Genomic DNA, 23,196 nt, shown 5'->3' with positions numbered 1-23,196 from the left:
ATGCGTCTTGGCTATTACGCACATCATCACGGCTCAGGACACTGCCGTCAAATTGATAAACTTGCGGCGCTATTACCGGTAGATGCAAAAAGACAATTAATAGTATTTACGAGCTTAAGCCTAGACGATTATGCTTTTTCCTGTCTCGATGAGCAGCAAATTATAAGGCTACAAGCAGAGGATGAGTGTGCAGATGATGTGCTAAAAGGTCGCGCAGGAGAACATTGGCAACCAGCTAGCCTCCATTATTCGCCTGTCGGTAATAGCAATATTCAAAAGCGTAGCCATCAAATATTAGATACAATTTATCAGCATCACATTGATTTGATGATTATCGATGTGAGTGTTGAAGTGGCGATGCTGTGCCGAGCTGCTAGCATTCCTTATCTTTATATCAGACTTCCTGGTATTCGCGATGATACCCCGCATCTCAATGCCTTTGCTGGCGCTCTTGCTTTACTAGCGCCTTATCCTCGTCTACTAGAGGCTACTATGACGCCCGAATGGGTAGGTAAAAAAACGCTATACCTTGATTTTATTAATACGGCGCAACAAAAAGAGCTGACTTATCGTGAGTTTATAGAAATACTGGCGAAGTTAAATACTTCAAATCTAAAAGACTGGGAAGAAGATACGTCCACTATCATTACTGTTATTAAGGGCTACGGTGGACATGAGGCCATTGATATGAAATTACCCGAGTTGCGTCGTCTATTACCCAGCGCCTTTATCATATCACTTGGTCCTATAAACGATAACATGCGCTGTCACGTTGATATTGCTGCGCAAGTGAATGATGTCACACCATTTATACAACATAGTGATTATCTACTGATGGCCTGTGGTTTGAACGCAGTTGCGCAAGTCTATGATTATGCTACGCCACTTGTGGTTCTACCTGATGACCGCCCGCATCAAGAGCAAGAAGTGATGGCGCAAGCATTAATAGACCAAGAACGCGCATTGAGCTGGCAGCAATTTAAAACCTTGCTGTCTCATAAACAAACTCATACTAACCCGAATGGACTATCGGCAAATAAAGCACAGACCAAGTCAACTTCGAAGTCTAGTAACGTAAATCGCAACAAAGACTGTTTAACTGCTGCCCAAGAATTTATGGATAGTACGGCTGAATATCCAACGACTAAAGCTTGGTTCGAAAAGTGGTTACTCCCTAAGCTTGAGTTGAATCCTGACTACTAATAACTTCAATAATAATAAACAGTGCTCTTAAACAAACTCTCAATAATATTAAACGCATCCTGAAAAAAGTAAAATAATAAAAGAGGCGATGACGACTGATGAGCATAAAACCCATGTCTACTGTTCAAACTATTTCTGACTATGTACCAGTAACGGTTATCACCACTTGTTATGGGCGCAATCGCCATCTTTATAATCTCCTCAGCAGCCTTATGAACGGTAGCGTCCAGCCCGATGAAGTCATCATTGTCAATGACGACACTGACCCAAAGCGGTTAGCTGAATTTTCTTTAAATATCATAAGAATTCCCACCACCATTGAAGCATCGTCCAATAAATCAGATACAACTAAATTTGATATTGGGCACAATCGTAATATTGGCGCAGCGCTCGCCACTCATGACACGCTTATATTTTTAGATGTTGATTGTATAGTAGCGCCGACGTTTATTGAGCAATTAAGCGCTAAGTTGCAAAAATATCCTGACTCCTTACTCATGGGTCAACCGCGCTATCTCACGCGACCTTTATCAGTTAAAGAAGGCTTAGAGTTACAAAGTGGCACGCTAACCCCCTGCTTTTTAAATGCACTGTCTGTCTATAACCCTTATCGTTATAATTTCAATGAGGTCGACTACACTGCCACATCAATAAAGCAGACGGTTATTGAGCAGACCGATGATTACGGTGCGTTTTGGAGTTTATGCTTTGCGATTAAACGCCAACAGTTTGAGCAGATAGGTGGGTTTGATACTCAATACATCGGTTATGGAGCCGAAGATACTGACTTTTCTTTTACTGCGCGAAAATTAGATATCGACTTTTATCTCACGGCTGACATTGTTTACCATCAGCAGCATAGCGTCTATCGGCCACCTCTTAATCATCTAGATAGCATTATCATCAATGCCAATCGCTTTTATGAGAAATGGCAGCACTGGCCAATGGAGGGATGGCTTAAGCAATTTTCAAATATGGGACTTATTCGTTGGACAGCGGTACAGTCGACGCCGATAGTTGTGTTACGAAAACCTAGCACTCATGAGATAAAGCAAGCACACTGCCCTAATGCACCCTATGTTTAAATTTCTAGTTAATGTTTAATACTGACGAATAACCTCTACTTCTTGCGGCGGCGCGCTCATTTCGCGGCGCTCAAAACTCCAGTTATGCCCGTGCCAAAAATGAGCAGTCTTGTCATTATCATTAAAACCTATCATTAATAGTCGTAGTGGCAGATCTGATTCTTGCACCAACTGTAAATGTTCTCGAGCGGCTAATAGCAATCGATATAACAAAAACCCGGACGACGGTGCTGATGAATGAATATCACCAAAGTAAGGATAGTCAGCAACGACCGGATGACGCTCGGACAATACTCTATGGTAGCTATCGTTCTGCAATAACTCTTGCACTACTGGTGGAATAATGAGTATTCGGTCAGAAGTAATAGGATCATCATCAGGGTTCGGATCCTCACTTGGTAACGGAAACTGATAAGGCTGATTGCTCAGCAATATACCTAATGGTGCAGCCTTTACCATTCTCTTCATTACAGCTACATTATTACTTCTTGGTGGTAAGCCAAAATGCAGTTTACTGTCGCCAATCTGCCGAAAAAATAATAATTTAGGCAATTTACTAATTAACAGATGATTAGCAAAAAAATCAGCGTGTATGAAATGATTAAACAATACTAAAACATCATCAGGTTGCAACAGCTGCTCAAGTTGCGCGGTATTAATGGATGGATTATTGGCGATAAACACTATTCTATTTTTCTGCTCCAATGCATTTTGAATATTAAGTGGCAAACTTGCAAAGGCAGCTTCTTCTTTACTTATTTTATTAGACACGCATTCACTCCCACCTGATAACGAAATACTTTTTTCAAGTATTGAATCATGCGTTTTAACTATGTCAGCTTGTTGAATAGACTTTGATACAATCTCATTTATACTCATTGACGAAAAGATTACATACTAAAAATATGAGTATTAAAAATAATTCCTGTAATCAATATGATCTATTCCGACAGCAAAATCACTGATTTGAAGACACAAAAATACTGTTAGACCTATTAGCATGAGGTTTTCATAAAAAGCTGCATAACTGCTTTTTATTCCCTGACGGAAGAATAAGCAATAACCAATCAAAAGACAATAAAAAATCCAATGCTAGGCATTTTATTTAAACACCTAACATTGGATCACTGGCCCTAATCGTTTAAATCACCAATTAATTTCCTATCAAATACTTGTGAAAAACATAGACAGCGTACTCACTTTTTTTATAAGTTTCGCCATCTTTTTGCGAGCATTTAGAGTTCTACTGCAGCCCTTCAGCCGCTGTTTGATCTAAGTTCGGGTTTTCGTCAGTATGGTCATCTAACTCATCATTACCCATACCATCTGTAGACCCTGACTGATTCGTTGTTCCAGTTCCATCACTAGAATTAGTAGTAGAATCTGCGGCGGCATCCATATTAGTATCGTTTGTCGGTGACGGCGTACCTTCTTGTGAGGCTGTACCTGTAACTTCTGAACCTTGATTTGTTTCTATGCCATCACCTGATTGGCCATTAGTATCTTCTTTTTCACTACTACAAGCACTCATGCTCATAATAGCGGCTAAGGACGCTATTAGAAGACCTGTACGTAATGATGCGTTTAACTCTATTCTCTTCATGTCAACGTCCTTAGGTAAATTGAAGTAAGCGTGCCAATTAGCTTCGTAGTTGGTCAATCATACTTTGGTATTTATCTTTTTTATCAGTAATCTTACTACGTTCCTCTGTGGCATTGGGCACTGGCTCTTTAGAGTCTTCTGCGTTCTTATCAAAGGTTTTTAGCTCAGCCTCTGCAGCGTCCAAAAGCCTATTAAGCATCATAGCAACCGCCTTTTCAGAAACTTCATGCGTCATACTAAAGGCTTCAGAGGTAAAATCATCTTTAAGCTTAGACGCCCATTGGTAGATATTGGCTATTGTTGCACTGTGCTTGTCATCTTGATCAGATTTACTAGATGTCTCTTTATCATTAGAATCAGATTTCCCCTCTTTATCAGAGATAAAATCATCCTTAAGTTTAGACGCCCATTGGTAGATATTGGCTATCGTCATACCATGCTTATCATCTTTGTTAGATTTATCATCTTTGTTAGATTTATCATCTTTGCTAGATTCATCATCTTTGTTAGATTCATCACCTTTGTTAGATTCATCGTCTTTGTTAGATTCATCGTCTTTGTTAGATTCATCATCTTTGCTAGATTCATCGTCTTTGTTAGATTCATCGTCTTTGTTAGATTCATCGTCTTTGTTAGATTCATCGTCTTTGTTAGATTCAGCCTGTTTTTCCGCATTGTAATCTTCAAAGTCACCATCTTCATACATTACTGTATCGCCTTTTAAGACCTCAACACCCGTTACCCCATCATTTGAAGGCGCTTCTGTTGTATTCTCAAAAGACTCTAAAGCATTCTTAATGTTATCGTTACTAGTAGGCTTACTTGACATGATTTATAATCCTTATTATTAAAATATATCCACACTCAATAATAAGTCAGTACAATCTTATATTGCGTATCTTAATGTGGATTGTTTTGTTCTAAATTGTTTAGAAATGCTGCAAAACCTTCGGTTGCCCGAGCTTGCAACCGACTACTGGTCATTACACGGACACGATTGCTCCAAGTAATGGCATAGCTTTGAGCTTCAAATCTTCTAACCAAATCCACATCTTCATGACAAGCTATATGAGCGAAGCCACCCACAGCAACATAAGCGTCACTACTAAAACTTAAATTTGCCCCATGAATATGATGATGTCCCATCCTATCTTGGTAATGATCGATATAATATTTTCGAGTTTGCGGTGTCAAATGTGCTCAGCTATCAACGTCCACCACGCCGCAAATCATATCAATCGGCTGGTGGCTAATATGTGCAATTTGCTGTACCAACCAATCCACAGCCACAACTGAATCGGCGTCTGTACAGGCAAGCCAGGTCGCCCCATTTGCGATCGCATGACGAATGCCGATATCTCTAACTTGCCCCACACATTGATAGTCACAGCACATAGCGATATCACATATATGTGATGAAGATGTTGCGAATTAGCTACCTAATACCGATTTTAGAATGCCTAACAGTGTTGAGAACTTGATTGGTCAAAATATTGATTTTGATATAGGTGCTCTTAAAGTTGCTGGCGTGACTGATGATCCTAAGTTAAATTGTACCAATGCGATGGCTAAATATCTTCTTCTCATAACAGGCTAATTTATAATTTCTTAGGTATCAATCACCTCGTTATTGAAGGGGTATGGTTATTACTATGTTGAATAAATTTAGTTACTGATTCAATCTCGTCGGCCGTAAAAAAGGTTGCTAACACTATATTATATATAGTGTTAGCAACCTTTTTTCATTTGGTATTTTATTCAAGTAATGTTGTCGATACTGGGGTTTGAAAGTTACATAAACCGTGACGCCAACTCTTTCATAATCTCATTGGTGCCGCCATAAATTTTTTGTACCCGTGCATCGGCATATAGTCGAGCGATAGGATATTCCATCATATAGCCGTAACCGCCGAATAACTGAACGCATTCATCCATCACAATGCATTGCTTCTCAGTCACCCAGTATTTGATTAAGGCAGCATGTTGAACGGTAAGCTCTTTTTTAAGCAGTGCTTCGATAGCGGCATCACATAGCGCACTCGAAGCAATATAATGACTATTACATTCGGCTAATTTGAAGCGCGTATTTTGAAAGCCCCATACTGGTTTACCAAAGGCAGTACGTTCTTTAGTGTAGTCAATAGTCAAATCAAGAGCTAATTTCATAGCACCCACCCCTGCTAGGGCGACTAACAGACGTTCTTGCGGTAATTCCTGCATTAGCTGCATAAAACCCATACCTTCCACTGTACCCAATAGATTCTTTTGTGGAACACGCATGTTATTGAAGAACAGCTCAGAGGTATCTTGTGACGCCATACCGAGTTTTTTGAGTTTATTACCACGCTCAAACCCTGGGGAGTTATCAGTCTCAACGACTATTAACGAAACGCCTTTTGCGCCTTCGTCTCTAGTAGTCTTACAGGCAACTATAATCAAATTACCCAATTGACCGTTAGTGATAAAGGTCTTTGAGCCATTGATAATATAATCATCACCTTCTTTTGTCGCATACGTCTTGATGTTTTGTAGATCCGAGCCAGTACCAGGTTCAGTCATAGCTATAGCACCGATTAGCTCACCAGTCGCCATTTTCGGTAACCATCTCTGCTTTTGCTCTTCAGTACCGTGATGCAGGATATAAGGTGCAACGATACCAGAGTGCAAAGACCCACCAAAGCCTGACATGTTAGCTTCAGCTTGCGCGTAAATGAGCGCCGTTTCGTGACGAAAATCACCGCCTGCCCCGCCATACTCTTCTGGCATAGAAGCACATAAAAAACCCATTTCACCAGCTTCTAACCAAGCCTCGCGATCAAGCATGCCGCTTTCACGCCATTTTTCATCGTGTTGCTCCCAACTTTTAAACAGCTTTAAAGCACTCTCGTGCAGCATTGACCCCTGCCGTCAAAACCGTAGAAACAAACTTGGGAGGTTTTAGTTACGCAGCCTATGGCTAATAATCTTCCTCCTACATTGGAGAGCCATAAACTAGTGTCCCTTCTCTACTACTTTCACCGAGATATAGCCCGAGCTCAAGCAAAGAACGCACATGCTGCCATTACTGACATTACTGACATTTACTTAACTGAGCTGGTGCTTGATAGTTTGATTGATTTGGCCAATAGTCAGGGTCATTAAATAAGTGATGTAGAGAGCCTATATGAGTTTAGTGAAATGGCACGTGTACCGACGCATTTAAGCTTTGGTAAACATAAGGGTGAGGCTATTGCAGATTTAGCCACATTAAAGGCAGTCGTAACATTAATTTAACGGGTGAAGCACTGCGGGCAGATATGGAAAAACGCTTATGGCGAGGCAGTGACAATGCTAAGCAAGCGGTTCATATGCAATTGGCGCACAACTACACCAAATTACATCAAGGTAAAGCCAAACCAGATCTGCAAGGTGTGCTTGAGTTTATGCGTTTATTGAATACCTCACAGCGTCTGTATAATCAGATTGATTTATCTAAAGCCAGTCAAGCTGAAAAAAATAAACTGGGTTTAGGTGCGTTTAATCAGAAAAACCTAAGTCGTCCAGATATGCTGTATGTACTCAGTTCTAAAATCATCGGCTATGACTTAAAGGCAATGTTCGCGCTATATGGTCTACCTATTACAGAAACTGCACAGGATTCTGTGGCGCTGTTGAAGTTACCTGAAGCACCATTGAATTTTTATACTCAGCCTGCGAATCGCGCTAATCATCTAAACGAAGGCACTTGGGTAACGCTGCCAGCTACAGGGCCAATTGCCGACTATCCTAACTAAATATTTTTTAATAAAACAGATAAAAAAAGCCACTTTCATTCAATGAAAGTGGCTTTCTTATTAACAGAGTATAGGTAGTGTCCCTATTTTTGCTTGAGTTAATAAGCACACAATCAATATGCCCAAGGAATCACGCTTATCAGCAGATATCAGGAGGATATTTTGCTTTTATCATCGAAACCTTCTCTCAAGAAAGCGGGTCTGAGGCAATCTCCGGGCTGCTCACTATTGACTATCTCTTTATTCTGCTTAGAATAAAAGCGGAAATTGATAGACTCCCGCATATATCAATGTGCCAATCAGCACACAAACAACACTGAGCCAAACAAGATGAGTATGAGCGCTTAACCAGTCTATTTGCCAATTAATTTTACTCCTCATGCTCAGCCATTCTGTCACGCTAATCGCTAGCGTCAGCCATAACGCACCTACTAAATACCCTCCTAGTACATCACTCAAGTAATGCTCATTCAACACGATTCTGCTTAACCCTATCATTATAGCGAAAAAGACGGCAATCACCGCTATACGGACTTGTCGAATAAAATTGTGGCTAAAACGAATAGCCATGTAAGCAATGAACCCATATAAAGCAACCGTAATCGTCGCATGTCCACTTGGGAAGGAGTTTGTCTGTTCAAACAGTAAAATATCTGCTGGTCGGTCGCGCTGAAACAACAGTTTACTGAGGAAGGTAAATACCGTACTGCCTAAAGCGGCTATTAGTAAGCCAATGACTATATAGCGTTGGCGAATCACCCAGCAGAATACACAGGTTAAAAGCACCACTAAGCATGTAATGGGCGTAGAGCCCAAACTGGTAATGAAAATAAAGAAATTTACGACTGATGATTCGCTCAGCGTACTCATCTGGTGTGACACAAAGTAGTCTATTGCCACGATAGTGTCTGACGTGACGACATCTTCAACCAATCCAAGAAACAACGCCAACGTATAGCCCATGACTAGCAATAGAAACGTCAGAGGTAAGCCATAAAAATGCTGGATATGAAGTCTTTGCCAAAACAAATGATATAGTTTTGGGTAATCATTTTTTAATACAATCAGTCGTTTGCTTAGCCCAACAGATTTTTCAAATGACAGCCAATAACGCATTACGTGAGCAAGTAATTTCTTGCCATAATGAATAACGCAGTATTGCAGAATCCATAAAAAAATAATCACTAATAGAACCAAACCACTTAAGATAACTAACTGCTGGTTGGTTTGAATGACAGTGAACATGAACAAGAAGCCTCTTTTAGCGACAGTTTTTGTAGATATATAGTCGATCCACTATCAAAAAACACAGTGCTACTGGGATAAGTTTTGCGCTGCCTCTGTCTGCGCAGGCACAGCAAGCAAGGAAAATTTATACCAGTAGCGCGTTATAATATTTGACCTTATTTTATTTAGGACTGGCTATAGAGTTTTTAGGCCAGTATAAACGATAGACGCAGCTTACCAATCCATCTCAAATGTATTGGCCTAAGACATGCTATAAATTAAGCCATGCCATAGATTACGCTATAAGGAATACAAAAAGCGGTGTTATCTTTGATAGGTTTAAAGCAATGTAAAACCTTGGAGAAATCAGGAACCTTCTTTTTATGAAGATTGTCCATTTCAATTTTAGTCAACTTCTTCAGAGTGTGTGAGTTAAGTTTTATGATCTCTGCCGGCTTATCATTGATACTGATAGTTTCTTCTAGATCAAGCGTTTCTCCATTATCACCAAATCTAAAACTAGCATTATTGATCGTTGAGACTGTTTTATTAGAGGCTACTGTAAAATTAAGCTGCTGAACAAAGTAAACCATACTAGCGCCCGTGTTACCTTCAAAGCTACAGGACGTTTTTGTCAGCACTTTTTGACTGGCCAACGACACTGTGGTGCACATCGTATCGCCCTCCACTTCAGCGACCATCGCCATTGCATTAACAGAACCTAATAGTATAGGCAAAATAATAAGCAGTTGTTTAGTAGTCATGTGAGCAGCCTTTATTAGTCTTTAAAGTATCAATTACCATATAAAATTCGTTACCAATCACGCATTTTATTCAGTCTTCTTAACATCTTCTTAACGCAGTACATGCTATTTTAGCGAATACAGTCCTCTCTCATTCTATTAAGAAGTCCGTGTATGTCAAAACACTTAGTTACTGAGCCAGCCGTTGCAGAAAACAATGATATAAGCCTTGCTAAAAATAATACTGTAACGACCAAGAAAAGAAAATTCTATAACCGTGAGGTCAATCTTGCTTACTTGATTACCGTCGTTGTACTATATCTCGTTGCTACGGCAAATATAGGTTTCTTTAAGCAAGTATTGGCTATATATCCGTTTGCTGACAATATTGGCTTTATTATCTCTCTTACTGGCTTACTGTTTGGGCTGATGTGGTTATTGTTTCAGCTATTATGCTACCGCCCGATAGCAAAACCTGTGCTAATCATAATGCTCATTATTGCGGCAATATGTGGTTATTTTACCGATGCTTATGGAACGATATTTGATAGCGGTATGTTGGTTAATAGCTTGCAGACTGACCAAGCAGAAGCGATGGGTTTGATGGCGCCAAGCTTTGTTATTCGACTGCTGCTATTGGGTGCGTTACCAGCTTTTATTATCAGTAAGCTGCGAATAAAGCGTTTGTCTATAGGTCGCTCAATCGTGCAAAAGGCAATTACCTTGATAATGTCTATTGCAATAATAGCAGTCTGCTTGTTGCCATTTGGGGATCAGTACGCCAGCTTCTTTCGTCAGCATAAAATGGTGCGTAGTTATACCAATCCCATTACGCCCATTTACTCAGTCATCAAACTCGCTACTGATTATGTCGATGAATTGCGTCGCCCTGATACGATGATTGCTCACGCTGTAGATGCTAAGCGAACAAGTACAGTTGGCAATGTAAAACCTAAGCTGATGGTATTCGTAGTCGGTGAAACGGTTCGCGCTGACCATATTGGCTTAAATGGCTATAAGCGCGATACGATGCCACTGCTTGCCAGCCAGCCAGATATTTATAGCTTCAAAAATGCGACTTCTTGCGGCACCTCTACCGCTTATTCAGTACCTTGTATGTTTAGTTACTCTAATAGAGAAAACTACGACGTTGATACTGCGGAGTATAATGAAAACGTGCTAGATACGCTCAATAAGCAAGGCGTCAATGTCATTTGGCGGGATAATAACTCTAGCTCTAAAGGCGTGGCAGACCGCGTGACTGTTGAAGATTATAAAACGCCTGAGGTAAATCCAAATTGTGATGTTGAGTGTCGCGATATTGGCATGCTTAATGATTTTGATAAGTTGGTCAAAAAAGCTGCTAAGCCACAAGATACCCTGATTTTACTACATCAAATGGGCAATCATGGTCCTGCTTATTACAAGCGCTACCCCAAAGAGTTTGAAGAATATAAGCCAGTCTGTATGACCAATGAGCTATCCAAATGTGATGATCAGTCAGTTATTAACGGTTATGACAATGCAATTCGCTATACCGACTACTTCTTAAATGCCGTCATAGATACGCTAAAACCCTACGAGCAAGACTATGATGTGGTGATGGTATATATTAGTGATCATGGAGAAAGTTTGGGTGAAAACAATGTGTATTTACATGGTCTACCGTACGGTATTGCACCAAATGCTCAAAAGCAGGTACCAGTCATTATCTGGTCTCCTAGTAGCAACAGCATCGATAACAATAGCCTCTCTAGTATGATCAAGCAGCCAGTTTCGCATGACTTTATTACGCCAACCCTGCTAAGCTTCTTTAATATTACGACTAAAGAAGTGGCGTCAGAACCTACTTTTTTCCAGACTACCCATTAAATTACTTTTTATCCGCCTCACGCTTTTTATAGAGTAGTAGCCATTATGTATAAAATACTTATCATTGAAGACAATCCTGATATCGTGGCAAATATCTATGCTTTTTTTGAACCAAAGGGCTTTGTGCTGGATAATGCCCATAATGGACTTAGTGGCTTGGCACTGGCAGCAAGTAATCGTTACGACGTTATACTGTTAGACGTGATGCTTCCTGGTATGGACGGTACCAAACTGTGCAAAACGCTCAGAGAAGAGCTGCATGATAAGACACCTGTATTAATGCTGACTGCGCGTGATACTGTTTTGGATAAAGTAGCAGGATTTGATAGCGGTGCTGATGATTATTTGGTCAAGCCTTTCTCATTGGTTGAATTGGAAGCACGTATCAAAGCGCTGATACGCCGCCATCAGGATGAACATTTTCAGCACAGTATTGAAGTTGGTAAGCTGTCTTTAAATACTGAGGAACATAGCATCGAACGAGAAAATAAACTGCTAAAACTCACCCCAACAGGGTTCAAAATCTTACATACCTTAATGAGTGCCTCGCCTCGGGTCGTTAGTAAAACCGAGCTTGAGGAAAAAGTATGGGGACAGGATGTGCCAAGTAGTGATGCCCTTCGCACCCATTTGCATAGTGTGCGTGCACAAGTTGATAAACCGTTCGATAAAACTATGATAGTAACGATGCCTGGTGTTGGTTACCAAATTATTAATCCAGACAAGGTGTAAAGCTTCATAATAAGATTTAAATACGAAACGCTATAATGAGGAATCGTATCTGTATTTATTCTCACTCTATCTACTGCCCTACACTGCTAAGTAAATGCCATGTTCAATATAGACTCAATCGCTAATAAGTTTCGCATCTCCTATTTCTTATTTGCCTTGCTGCTTTGCACAACTTTCGTCAGTATTTTTATGTATGCTGAAGTCAGAATAGAGCAAGAGTTAGTCAAAGCTCGTCTTCTACAACAGTTAGAGCTTAGTCAAGAAAAAGAAGGTAAGCAGACGGTTTATACTGCCAATCCGGGTATTAAAATTTATCACTACGATATGGCACCAGCAAACTTACAGGCTTTAGCGACCGAAACAGTACAAGAAATACCAGTGATGGTAAATAATCAAGCTGGCAATTTTGAGACCAATTTACACTTTTTCGCCTATCAACAAGATAAACAAGCTTATATTTTGACCTATTTAGAAGACGACGAAATGGTGATGGAAAACTATCCTGTTTTGGCAATATTTGAGCATCTAGAAGATATATTTGCGGATGCACTAAAAATTGCGGTCGTTTTGAGTTTGCTAATCGCCGCCATATTTTCACATTTATCTGCTAAGCAGATCACCAAGCCACTATTAGATCTAAAGCAAGCAGTGGAAACAGATCATCAAAACTTAACCGAATTAACCCATCTACCGTCAGAAGTTGGGGTGTTAGCGAGGGCAATTGATGAAAAAAATCATAAACTAGAGCAATATCTAAAACGCGAGCAACTATTCACAGGAGATGTCAGTCATGAGTTGCGCACACCGTTGACCATTATCATGGGCGCATCTGAGGTATTAGCCTCACAACTTGAAGACAACAGTCGCTTGAGCGAATTCGCCAACCGTATTAGCACTACCGCTAAAGAAACCTCTGAAATTATCAGCGCCTTATTACTCTTATCGCGCGCTCCTGAGCAACTGGACACACCGCAAACGTCTATCAACACCATCGCCCTTAATGAAGTGTCACGCTTAAAATATTTGCTCCGCCATAAACCGGTAAATTGCAAAGTAGTCGCTGATGAAGATTATGTGGCTTATGTAAGACCTGAACTGCTAAAAATGGCATTGGGAAACTTAATAAAAAACGCCTTTCAGTACACCGATGATGGTGAAGTAATCGTGACTATTGATGCCAAAAAAATAACAGTATCTGATACAGGTCTTGGTGTTCCTGAGGCTATGATGCCACTACTCTATGAGAGGTTTGAGCGTCTAAATGAGGTAAATACAGGCGATCAGGTAGAAGGTAGCGGTTTGGGTCTTAGTATTGTGCAACGTATCATGACTCATATGGACTGGCAGTTAATCCACCAAGCGAATAAAACCGGTGGTAGTACGTTTAGTATTTATTATAATAAATAATATATATATGAGTCTTTACTATATTTCATACATCAACAAATCAATATGTTCTTAACTGTCTTAACGTTTTCTTAATATTCACTGTCTTATAATATTTTATAAGACAATGAATATTAAGAATTCAATATGAATACAGTCAACTCTGAACCAAAAAACCAAGCCATAGCTACTCAGCTGCTTGCACCCGATAGCTATGCGAATAAGGCCAAAGGAAATAAAGGTCTTTCTCGTATTGTTAAAGCCGCTGGTTATTCTCTAGATGGTTTTAAAGCCGCTTACCAACACGAAGCCGCCTTTAGACAGGTGCTATGGCTTAATTTTGTCTTGTTCGTTGTCATTGTATTTATCCCTTTTAACATCAGCATAAAAATGATGCTGATATTCGCCTCTTTTTTATCGCTTATCGTTGAGCTAATTAATACGGGTATCGAAGCCAGTGTCGACCATACCTCAACCCTAAAACATCCTCTAGCAAAGATAGCCAAAGACGTGGGTTCTGCTGCGCAATTTTTGGCGTTATTAGTTTTGTTTATCTTATGGGTAATGGCGTTATTGAACCTTTTATATTGAGCAATACTTGGATATTTTGACTTAATATATGTTAAAAGGTGACGCAATGACTCTAGCAAAAAATTCCACTGATTGGTTATGGCTTAAACTGCTGTGCTTAACCATCATTGCGACACTGACTTTCGAACACAATCAGTTTGATGTTCGTATTAGTGAGCTTTTCTATGCAAATGGACATTGGCTACTTGAAAAAGGCGCACAGCCTTATGCATTTATCTTTTATGATTTTCCTAAATTATTACTAATCTTATTAGGCATCTACTTAATAACAACATTAACTTTACGGTTTTGGCAAAGCCGATATTCTAATATCAAAATTTCTAAGCCATTATTTGTTAAAGGAATCACAGCCCTGTCTAGCCGAGAGCTAAGCTATCTGCTAATCACTATCATTATGGTGCCTACAGTTATCGCCACGCTCAAGAGCTTCACCCACGTTAGTTGCCCAAATAATTTGTCTCTATTCAATGGCGATCTACCCTATCTTAACCTCTGGCAAAACATCGTAGCCATGACACCAGCCAAATGCTTTCCAGCGGCTCATGCCAGCGCAGGGTTTTCTTTATATGGATTGGCATTTCTACCGACACTACAAAAACATCGCTATAAAGTTTTTGCAATAGTCACTATCTTAGGATGGACGATGGGACTATATAAAATGCTCTTTGGCGACCACTTTTTTAGTCATACTTTAGTATCGATGCTGCTGTCATGGACGCTAGCTTGCGCACTCGCAAGTGTTCTTTTCAAAAAAGCTGCAACTAAGGGTGTAACATTATAGGCTACACTGCTACATTCCAATTTATGTCTAAATCGTTTGAGGGTATCTATGCACCATTCTATTCATGACGAAGCGCATTTAAGTAACCGCAATCATTGGTTAAGAGCGGCAGTACTTGGCGCAAATGATGGCTTAATTTCTACGTCCAGTTTATTAGTTGGTGTCGCATCAGCTAGTCCCAGTAGTCAGACATTGCTATTAACAGGCATGGCAGCATTGACAGCAGGTGCTTTATCAATGGCTGCTGGTGAGTATATTTCAGTATCGTCACAAGCGGATACCGAGAAAGCGGATCTAGATAAAGAATTACATGAACTGACTCATAATGCTGAGCGTGAGCTTTTTGAGCTGACTAAAATTTATGAAACACGTGGGCTTGATCATGTCTTAGCGCATCAAGTTGCTGTAGCTTTGACTGAGCATGATGCGCTTGAGGCACACGCCCGAGATGAGATTGGTTTGACAGATCTTAGTCAAGCTAAGCCCATTCATGCCTCAGTCGCTTCAGGATTATCATTCATTGTTGGTGCGATATTACCGATTATTGGTATTCTACTGTTGCCAGCGCAAACGCTGGTTTGGTCACTGGCTTCGTTAACTATAGTAGGCTTAGCGCTACTTGGAATAATATCAGCACGCTTGGGCGGCGCGCCAGTTATCCCAGCGACGGCTCGAGTGGTGGTTTGGGGCGTCTTAGCAATGGTTGCAACATCATTAATTGGACGATTATTTGGTGTGGCGGTTTAGAGCCTAATCTATCTTTAAAAACATTATCTATCACATTAGCCAGCATCTTAACGCTATCTTAACGTCAAGCTAAGTTATGATGATAGAGGTAGAAATGTGTGGTGTATTGGCTCATGATTGAGAAAATTACATTCGTTATTTAGCAAGGTATTACAATCAGTCAAATAAGCGAATGAGTGTTGGTCATCATTATTGCTTGATTTATAAAACGTCGGTTGTCTGCCCGACGTTATATGAATAACATTTAATTAAAAATATACCTTTTTATCTGCTGGTTATAACAATCTTTGTATTAATCTTAAAGCCTTCATCTAAATAAAACAATGCTAGTAAAGTTTTAAAAAGCGTGTCATAAGTAAGATCACACAACAAAGGAATGTTGTTATGAGTCAGCTTTTATTTGACCCAGCAGTATTACGTTACTGCCAGTTATTAGGGACGCTATTATTGCTTGCAAGTTGTATGGCTAGCAGTCACGCAGCCACCTATAAAATTGAGCCTGACAATTCCAACGTACGCTTCGCTATTGACCACCTCAAAACCTCTGCCACCACTGGCGGCTTCTATAATGTAACGGGACTACTACAGTATGATCCGAGCGCAAAAACGGGCGACATCTCTCTTATTATTCCCATAAAATCTTTAAATACCGGCAATAAAGTGTTTAATCTTAAACTGATGGGCCCTGATTTTTTTAATATGGAACAGTTTCCATTGGCTCATTTTGAATCTACCAAATGGCACTTTACCTCTGATAAAGAAAATCCAAAGGTCACACGAGTAGATGGCAAACTAACTTTAAACGGTCAGACCCATCCTATTAGTTTACTGGCGACCAAATTTAATTGCTACTTGAGCTCCCCACTTAAGAAGAACGCCTGTGGAGGCAATTTTACCGCCACCATTGACCGTACTCAGTGGAATATCAAAAAATATGTCTTATTCGGCATGACTAAAAATTTGACTTTAAATATTCAGATCGAAGCTGCTAAACAGTAATTTTTTAGGTTCAATAAATCATCAGCATGTAATTCAACGTGTAATAGAGTCATAGCCAAAATGATTGAACATTAGTTTTTGCCAGCCTTGTGAGGATATTATGAAGCCAATTTCCATGCTGTCATCAGCACTTGTACTTAGTATGGCTTCCAGCGCTGTCATGGCTGATGGCGCACGCCTACCTAATGCGACGACCTTGCCTAATCTCAGTCCAGCTATCAGCTTACCCAATGTAAGTCCAATGAATAGTGATTTGGCCAATCGCGGTGCCTATATTGCCCGTACTGGCGACTGTATGGCTTGTCATCGCGAAGACTATAGCGGCGGCGTCGCGATTGAAACCCCTATTGGTAACATTTACTCAACCAATATCACGCCCTCTCAACGTTATGGTATCGGCAACTATACCGAAACTGACTTTAAAAAAGCCCTGCAAAAAGGCCGTGCGCCCACTCATCAGCTGTATCCTGCGATGCCATATCCGTCTTATCATGGTATGGCTGATGCGGATATTAGTGCGTTATTTGCTTACTTTCAAACCGTACCTCCCATTGACATACCGCCTGAAAAAACCACCAAACTACCCTTTCCATTGAATATCCGCACCTTAATGCTGGCTTGGAATCTGATTAATGTACCTTCTACCGAAAACCGTTTAGGTCTCACCCAAACCCAGCAACGCGGTGAATATCTGGTTAATAACTTAGAACATTGCGGCACTTGTCATACCCCACGTAATCTCACTCAAGGTCTTGATAAAGACAAGTATTTATCTGGTGCGCCGCTTGGTAAATGGTATGCACCCAACATCACCCCAGATAATGATACTGGCATCGGGCGTTGGAGTCAGCTAGATATCGTTACTTATCTACGTAGCGGAATGCTTGATAAACGCGCATATGCTGGTGGGCCGATGGCTGAGGCGGTCGCCCATAGCACCCGTTATCTAACCGATGAAGATTTAAGCGCGATGGCGGCTTATCTAAAAGTCGTCCCCGCTATTAAAACCGATGATTACTTAATACCCGTAAATATCGCCCGCCTGCCAAATCCAGTGAGTAACTCTATTACTTACGATTTGCTTGAGCAAAAAGACTATTTAGCGCAGGCAAAAGCTAGTATTAATAATGCTGATGCTAACAACAATGCCACCAACTCACCAAAATCGCTGTATCTTGCTGCCTGTGGTAGCTGTCACGGGGTCGATGGTTACGCACAGCCCGATGCTCGTTACGTCTCTATCGTAGGGCTAAGCAGTATTCGTCGTGTTAAGCCAGATGCACTGATTAACGTCATTGCTTATGGTGCAAAAGGCGCATTAAATACTGCACCCAAAATGCCTGGCTTCGCTAAAGAGCTCACTCATGCACAGATTGCTAGTATTACCAATTATGTGCGTGTCAATTTCGGTGGCCTACCAAGCAGTGACGTCACTGCTAAAGATGTTAAAAAAGTAATGGAATGAGGCAGTATAAGTTTGAGGGTGGTTAATGAAATGTAAAAACAATACCGTGCTATAAAAATAAGCAAACACTGGCTGTCATGGACAAATGCTCTATAACAAGGATATGTAAATGAACGACTTATTTCAAGCGCCTACAAGACGGCAATTACTAGCAATGATCGGTAAGACCGCCGGAGCAACGGCCATGTATCAAGCAATGACGACCTTAGGGTTTGCTTCAGAGTCTAGCTTTAAGCAACAGATTGATCTTAAAGGAGCGCCTGCTGGAGCAAGTATCGTCATTCTGGGTGCAGGTTTAGCTGGTTTAACTGCTGCTTATGAGCTACGTAAAGCCGGCTATAAAGTGACCGTTCTTGAGTTTCAAAATCGCGGTGGTGGTCGCAGTTGGACACTGAACGCTGGTGATAAATATACTGAATTGGGTGGCGATGAGGTTACTTGTGACTTTAAAAAAGGCAACTACTTTAATGGTGGGCCATGGCGATTACCTATTCATCATTATGCCGTCTTTCATTATTGCAAAAAGTTTGGCGTGGCGTTGCAGCCTTTTATTCAAACCAATGACCGTGCCTACCTGCACCGTACCAATCATTTTAATGGCGCACCGCAGCGCTTGGGCGAAGTACAAAACGATGTACGGGGTTATGTCTCAGAGCTATTATCTAAAGCGGTCAATACAGGTGGTCTTGATAAGACGGTCAATAAAGAAGACAAAGAGAAACTATTAGAAGGCTTAAAGGGTTGGGGCGTTCTGAATAATAATTATCGTTACGTCAGAAGCCATAAAACCAGCAAACATCGCGGCTATAGTGTTTATCCAGGTGGCGGGCTGATGCCAGATGCTAAGCCCTCAACGCCGATACCAATGGATAAACTATTGGCTTCAGGAATGTGGGCAGACCTTTATAACAACTATACCATTCACGTCCATCAACCAACGATGTTTCAGCCTGTCGGCGGTATGGGTAAAATCGGTGATGCCTTCACTCGCGAATGCCGTGATGTGATTACATTTAATGCAAAAGTGACCAAAATCAAGCAAGATGATAGCGGTGTGAGTGTCGATTATGTCGATAGCAATGATCTTGACGGCGTCTCGAAAACCGTACGCGCAGATTGGTGTATTTGTACTATTCCTCTATCAGTATTGACCCAAATAGATATTAATGTCTCAGCACCGATGAAACAAGCGATGGCAGCGGTCCCTTATGACAGCTCCTATAAAGTAGGTTTAGAGTTTAAACGCCGCTTTTGGGAAGAAGACGAATGGATTTACGGCGGTATCACCTATACCGACATGCCCATCTCACAAATCTCCTACCCCTCACAAGATATGTTTACCACCGGCTCTGGGGTGCTGCTCGGTGCCTATGGGTTTGGCGAGGCGTCTTATAAATTTAATAGTCTGAATCCCAAACAACGCATTGATGCGGCGCTACAGTATGGCAAATATATTCATCCACAATATCCCAAAGAGTTCCGCTCTGGTACTTCAGTCGCTTGGCATCGTATTCCATGGGTACTCGGCTGTTATGGTATTTGGAGTGAGTCAAGTCGCGATCAATATTACGACACCTTATGTGCGATTGATCACCGTATCGTGCTGGCAGGTGAGCACTGCTCGCATATCCCAGCTTGGCAAGAAGGGGCAATCTTATCCGGTATGGATGCCGCCAAGCGCTTGCACCAAAGAGCAAAAAGTATTGGCTAGCAGCAGTAACATTTAGCTAAGAATGATTGAGTTTCAAAGTAATATTGACTCAATAATAAAGAACTTATAGGTGGACATAGAGATGATAAAACCAAACTTGCTTGCCATATCTACCATCACAGTAGCGCTGAGTGTCACTACACTATCTGGCTGTAGCCGCTATAGTAAAGACCAAACTGCTCATACAACCCCTACTTTAGCTGATCTACAAGCCTCGCAAGTAGTATTTGAAAATCAAGCCAGTCGTAATAATGGCGCGTGGGGCGCAGTCTACATGTCTAAAGAAGCGCTTAGAGAGCCGCAAGCCAATATCGTCGATGTCAGCTCCTTACCAGCGATGGCAGAAGATGTTAACTTGCAGCAATGGCTAGTCAAGTTTGAAGGCAGCTTAGAAGGTAAAACGGGGTTTTTTAGCACTAGCGGTAAAAAGCTCTATGACGATTCTTGTGCAGGTTGTCATATGCAAGATGGCAAGGGCGCACAAGGGGCGGGTTACTATCCGCCACTTGCCAATAACAGTAAGATGCAATCAAAATATTATATTATTAGTGTGGTTATTAATGGTCTGCGCGGTATGCCCTCCTTTCATAGCATGATGAATGATGAGCAGATAGCAGCGGTCACTCAATATGTGCATAGTGATCTCAATAGATTTACCGATACCGTCACTGCGACCAATGTCGCCCAGCTCCGTCATGACTTTCCACCGGGTTCTGATCCGAGTGAATAGTTTTATTGTAAAAGGTACTTTCTAGAAAATTCTTGCTTGAGTTAGGTAATCATAAAAGAGTGTGACTATGAATAAAATGAATAAAAAAAATGGTTTTTATCCCTGTATTGCCTGTGGACAAAATTATCCTATAAAAAACCTCACACCTATAGGCGCAGTACGAAAGGCTATTACAGAAGAAATTCTACATGATTTCCCCGAATGCCTACCTAAAGACTATATTTGCCAAACAGATTTAAGCAAGTATCGGATGAAGTATGTTCACTCATCGTTAAAGTCTGGAAAGGGTGAGGTGACAGATCTTGAGTCTGAATTGATTAAAAGTATGCAACAGCATGAACTCATCACCAAAAATATTGATACTGGCCTAGATCAAAAATGGACTTTTGGTGAACGATTAGCAGATAAAATTGCAACGTTTGGTGGTAGTTGGTCATTTCTCATTTGTTTTGCTATTTTTCTAGCCATTTGGATTATCGTAAATACCGTGGTAATGGTCGCCCGTCCTGCAGATCCGTACCCGTTTATTCTATTAAACTTAATACTCTCCTGTATCGCTGCTATTCAAGCACCTGTCATTATGATGAGCCAAAATAGACAAGAAACCAAAGACAGGCTACGCTCAGAAAATGACTATCAAATCAACTTAAAAGCCGAACTTGAGATTCAACAGCTGCATGAGAAGCTAGATCACCTTCTCATACATCAATGGGATAGGCTGACTGAGATACAAGAAATACAACTCGACTTGTTATCTGAAATGAGCAAAAAGCATTAGGATAAGTAAGTTATTAATTAACGTAAGTCATTAATTAACGTAAGTCATCAACGACCGCCAACATCGCAATTAACGATGCTTCTCCTAGTTTAATAGCGCGCTCTGGTGACCAACCTGTATCCGCATCCGGTACATTATCGTTATCTTTAAACGGCATCTCCAAGGTATTGGCAAGACAGTCGAAACGTTCAGCCACCCAGTGAGTTGCGAGCGTCATATTCGCTGTACCTGGCGCATCAACGTCATAACCAAACTCAGTTTGAAAGTCGGCACTGGCCAGTTTTAACACTTCTGAGAATCTATCCCGCAGACGCGCGAGGCGGTCGTTATAACTTGGCGTACCTTGAGAGCCGGCAAGGAATACAAAAGGTATCTCCTCATCACCGTGCACATCATAAAATAGATCAACACCGGTCTCTTCCATTTTATTAATGACATGAAATACTTCAGGGCTTGTTTCTAAGCTTGGATTTGACCATGCGCGGTTTAGGTTAGTCCCAACTGCATTGGTACGCAGATGACCGCGCACACTGCCATCGGGGTTCATATTCGGTACAATATAGAAATTCGCTTTTTCTAATAACAACTTACCGGTCGCATTATCACTATCTAACAAGCTATGCAGTAGACCATCGACCAGCCATTCAGCCATCGTCTCACCCGGATGCTGGCGCGCAGTGATCCAAATATTGCGTTTGCTTTTACTATTATCGCCATCACTATTGCCATCATTAATTTTGACTAAGGTTAAGTCGCGCTTATCAAGCGTTTCGCCTAAATGCTCTAAAGTCACAAATGGGTGCATTTGCACAGCTGCTAGTAAATCTTGATGACGCTCATAACTGTAAGGGGCAAAAAAAGCAATTTGAATGGTTTCACATTCCAACTCTGCCGTTATGGTGAGTTTGCCGTCTTGATAAGAGGTGGGCAGACGGAACCAATACTCACGATCGTATGAGGCAACCGCTTGATAATTCTCCCACCCTGCAGGAAATGCCGCTTCCCCTGCATTCAGAATATTGAGCACATATTGCTCGCTAATCTGACCAGTTATACGAAAGTTAAACCATTGGAAAAACTCGCCACCAACGTCCGGACGAATAGCCAATTGGATATTTTTTTTATCTTCTAAATTAATAACGTCAATATTGCCTGCATCGAAATTAGCAGTGATATGCATAACCTTTCCTTAATCAGTTTTTTATGATGGTGTTTTAAAAAGTAGCAGTCAGAGCATTTTATCTCTATTCTATGCTTCACGACATCAAATATCATGTTTTTCTCTGGCTGTAGCCTCTTCTACAACTCACTATTATACTTTCTAAAAGCACAGCAAAAAATGATTAGAAATTATTTTTTTATGGAGCTATCCATGTTAAGCCCTTCCCTCTTAGAAGATTAACATCAAACCAATGATTGTTTTGCCAATATCATACTCAATATCAATAAACCTCTTCAGGCGATTGACTACCTAGCACAAAGATATTGATTTATACTTTCTTTTTTTCTTAGGTGAGACTATTCAGTATTGGGGTTTGCAGCTTGTTATCATAAAGCTGTTATGTTATTTTATATATCGATAACTTTTATATCGATATATAAAATAACTAGCATGCTATAAAAAGTGTAATATTATCCCTCTAATTTAGATTTAAAACATTGTTGACGCTCAATGCTTCAGTTGCATACGTTGAGGTCTTACGGATATCGGCATGAATAATGAAAGCAAATGAAAGTGTTTTTAGTAGTGCAACTCACACATTAGGACTT

Annotated in this window: 22 protein-coding genes and 2 pseudogenes; 16 read left to right on the top strand and 8 right to left on the bottom strand. The window is 40.7% G+C overall.

Going from position 1 to position 23,196, the window contains the following annotated elements; translation table 11 throughout:
• The gene (locus CAN34_RS11530; protein WP_089555774.1) at window positions 1–1,203 is read left to right on the top strand and encodes a hypothetical protein; all 1,203 of its coding nucleotides are present in this window, start codon (window positions 1–3) and stop codon (window positions 1,201–1,203) included.
• Window positions 1,204–1,316: 113 nt separating this feature from the next.
• Window positions 1,317–2,288, top strand: coding sequence for a glycosyltransferase family 2 protein (locus tag CAN34_RS11525; protein WP_165767645.1), 972 nt, complete (start codon window positions 1,317–1,319; stop codon window positions 2,286–2,288).
• 15 nt (window positions 2,289–2,303) lie between these two features.
• Here the strand turns inward: CAN34_RS11525 and CAN34_RS11520 are convergent, their stop codons facing one another.
• The 4 genes and pseudogenes from CAN34_RS11520 to CAN34_RS14675 form a co-directional block, all read right to left on the bottom strand.
• Window positions 2,304–3,059 (bottom strand): hypothetical protein, encoded by a 756-nt coding sequence (locus CAN34_RS11520; protein WP_123891917.1) that lies wholly within the window; start codon window positions 3,057–3,059, stop codon window positions 2,304–2,306.
• A 472-nt stretch (window positions 3,060–3,531) separates the two neighbouring features.
• A complete protein-coding gene (locus tag CAN34_RS11515; RefSeq protein WP_089555771.1) occupies window positions 3,532–3,891 on the bottom strand; it encodes a hypothetical protein in 360 nt (119 codons plus the stop codon).
• Between the two features lie 37 nt (window positions 3,892–3,928).
• Window positions 3,929–4,720, bottom strand: coding sequence for a hypothetical protein (locus tag CAN34_RS11510; RefSeq protein WP_254423182.1), 792 nt, complete (start codon window positions 4,718–4,720; stop codon window positions 3,929–3,931).
• A gap of 71 nt (window positions 4,721–4,791) precedes the next feature.
• Window positions 4,792–5,280 (bottom strand): annotated as a pseudogene (locus tag CAN34_RS14675) (glycosyltransferase family 2 protein); the annotation flags it as partial.
• Window positions 5,281–5,347: 67 nt separating this feature from the next.
• On the opposite strand from CAN34_RS14675, the gene CAN34_RS14270 reads away from it, so the two are divergent.
• The gene (locus tag CAN34_RS14270) at window positions 5,348–5,488 is read left to right on the top strand and encodes a hypothetical protein (RefSeq protein ID WP_165767644.1); all 141 of its coding nucleotides are present in this window, start codon (window positions 5,348–5,350) and stop codon (window positions 5,486–5,488) included.
• A 194-nt stretch (window positions 5,489–5,682) separates the two neighbouring features.
• Here the strand turns inward: CAN34_RS14270 and CAN34_RS11500 are convergent, their stop codons facing one another.
• Entirely contained in the window at window positions 5,683–6,786 is a 1,104-nt protein-coding gene (locus tag CAN34_RS11500) for an acyl-CoA dehydrogenase family protein (RefSeq protein ID WP_089555769.1), read from the bottom strand.
• A 246-nt stretch (window positions 6,787–7,032) separates the two neighbouring features.
• On the opposite strand from CAN34_RS11500, the pseudogene CAN34_RS14545 reads away from it, so the two are divergent.
• Window positions 7,033–7,131: pseudogene (locus CAN34_RS14545) on the top strand (3'-5' exonuclease); the annotation flags it as partial.
• 56 nt (window positions 7,132–7,187) lie between these two features.
• Window positions 7,188–7,664: a hypothetical protein gene (locus CAN34_RS11490; protein ID WP_174668367.1), complete on the top strand. Its 477-nt coding sequence runs from the start codon at window positions 7,188–7,190 to the stop codon at window positions 7,662–7,664.
• Window positions 7,665–7,913: 249 nt separating this feature from the next.
• Here the strand turns inward: CAN34_RS11490 and CAN34_RS11485 are convergent, their stop codons facing one another.
• Window positions 7,914–8,909 carry a phosphatase PAP2 family protein gene (locus tag CAN34_RS11485; RefSeq protein ID WP_089555768.1) on the bottom strand — a complete coding sequence of 332 codons (996 nt, stop codon included), beginning with the start codon at window positions 8,907–8,909 and terminating at the stop codon, window positions 7,914–7,916.
• 260 nt (window positions 8,910–9,169) lie between these two features.
• Entirely contained in the window at window positions 9,170–9,655 is a 486-nt protein-coding gene (locus CAN34_RS11480) for a hypothetical protein (protein ID WP_089555767.1), read from the bottom strand.
• Between the two features lie 153 nt (window positions 9,656–9,808).
• Here CAN34_RS11480 and CAN34_RS11475 point away from each other — a divergent pair, with 153 nt between their 5' ends.
• The 11 genes from CAN34_RS11475 (at window position 9,809) to CAN34_RS11425 (ending at window position 21,426) form a co-directional block, all read left to right on the top strand.
• Window positions 9,809–11,506 carry a phosphoethanolamine transferase gene (locus tag CAN34_RS11475; RefSeq protein WP_089555766.1) on the top strand — a complete coding sequence of 566 codons (1,698 nt, stop codon included), beginning with the start codon at window positions 9,809–9,811 and terminating at the stop codon, window positions 11,504–11,506.
• Window positions 11,507–11,551: 45 nt separating this feature from the next.
• Window positions 11,552–12,238, top strand: a complete 687-nt coding sequence (locus CAN34_RS11470; RefSeq protein WP_089555765.1) for a response regulator transcription factor — start codon at window positions 11,552–11,554, stop codon at window positions 12,236–12,238.
• A 99-nt stretch (window positions 12,239–12,337) separates the two neighbouring features.
• Window positions 12,338–13,645, top strand: a complete 1,308-nt coding sequence (locus tag CAN34_RS11465; RefSeq protein ID WP_089555764.1) for a HAMP domain-containing sensor histidine kinase — start codon at window positions 12,338–12,340, stop codon at window positions 13,643–13,645.
• Window positions 13,646–13,771: 126 nt separating this feature from the next.
• Window positions 13,772–14,215 (top strand): diacylglycerol kinase, encoded by a 444-nt coding sequence (locus CAN34_RS11460; RefSeq protein WP_089555763.1) that lies wholly within the window; start codon window positions 13,772–13,774, stop codon window positions 14,213–14,215.
• 46 nt (window positions 14,216–14,261) lie between these two features.
• Window positions 14,262–14,996, top strand: a complete 735-nt coding sequence (locus tag CAN34_RS11455; RefSeq protein WP_089555762.1) for a PAP2 family lipid A phosphatase — start codon at window positions 14,262–14,264, stop codon at window positions 14,994–14,996.
• Between the two features lie 48 nt (window positions 14,997–15,044).
• Window positions 15,045–15,743, top strand: coding sequence for a VIT family protein (locus CAN34_RS11450; protein ID WP_089555761.1), 699 nt, complete (start codon window positions 15,045–15,047; stop codon window positions 15,741–15,743).
• Between the two features lie 384 nt (window positions 15,744–16,127).
• Window positions 16,128–16,742, top strand: coding sequence for a YceI family protein (locus CAN34_RS11445; RefSeq protein WP_089555760.1), 615 nt, complete (start codon window positions 16,128–16,130; stop codon window positions 16,740–16,742).
• 100 nt (window positions 16,743–16,842) lie between these two features.
• A complete protein-coding gene (locus tag CAN34_RS11440) occupies window positions 16,843–18,207 on the top strand; it encodes a cytochrome c (RefSeq protein ID WP_089555759.1) in 1,365 nt (454 codons plus the stop codon).
• A gap of 109 nt (window positions 18,208–18,316) precedes the next feature.
• A complete protein-coding gene (locus tag CAN34_RS11435) occupies window positions 18,317–19,918 on the top strand; it encodes a flavin monoamine oxidase family protein (protein WP_089555758.1) in 1,602 nt (533 codons plus the stop codon).
• A gap of 76 nt (window positions 19,919–19,994) precedes the next feature.
• Window positions 19,995–20,648 carry a cytochrome c gene (locus CAN34_RS11430; protein WP_089555782.1) on the top strand — a complete coding sequence of 218 codons (654 nt, stop codon included), beginning with the start codon at window positions 19,995–19,997 and terminating at the stop codon, window positions 20,646–20,648.
• Window positions 20,649–20,724: 76 nt separating this feature from the next.
• Window positions 20,725–21,426 (top strand): DUF1003 domain-containing protein, encoded by a 702-nt coding sequence (locus tag CAN34_RS11425; RefSeq protein WP_089555781.1) that lies wholly within the window; start codon window positions 20,725–20,727, stop codon window positions 21,424–21,426.
• A 34-nt stretch (window positions 21,427–21,460) separates the two neighbouring features.
• On the opposite strand, the gene CAN34_RS11420 is transcribed toward CAN34_RS11425, so the two are convergent.
• On the bottom strand, window positions 21,461–22,606 hold the full coding sequence (locus CAN34_RS11420) for a M14-type cytosolic carboxypeptidase (RefSeq protein WP_089555757.1): 1,146 nt from the start codon (window positions 22,604–22,606) through the stop codon (window positions 21,461–21,463).
• Between the last annotated feature and the right edge of the window lie 590 nt (window positions 22,607–23,196).

Origin of the sequence: Psychrobacter sp. DAB_AL32B, from assembly GCF_002224105.1 — a bacterium.
Taxonomy (GTDB): domain Bacteria; phylum Pseudomonadota; class Gammaproteobacteria; order Pseudomonadales; family Moraxellaceae; genus Psychrobacter.
This window is presented reverse-complemented; position numbering and strand designations above follow the sequence as displayed.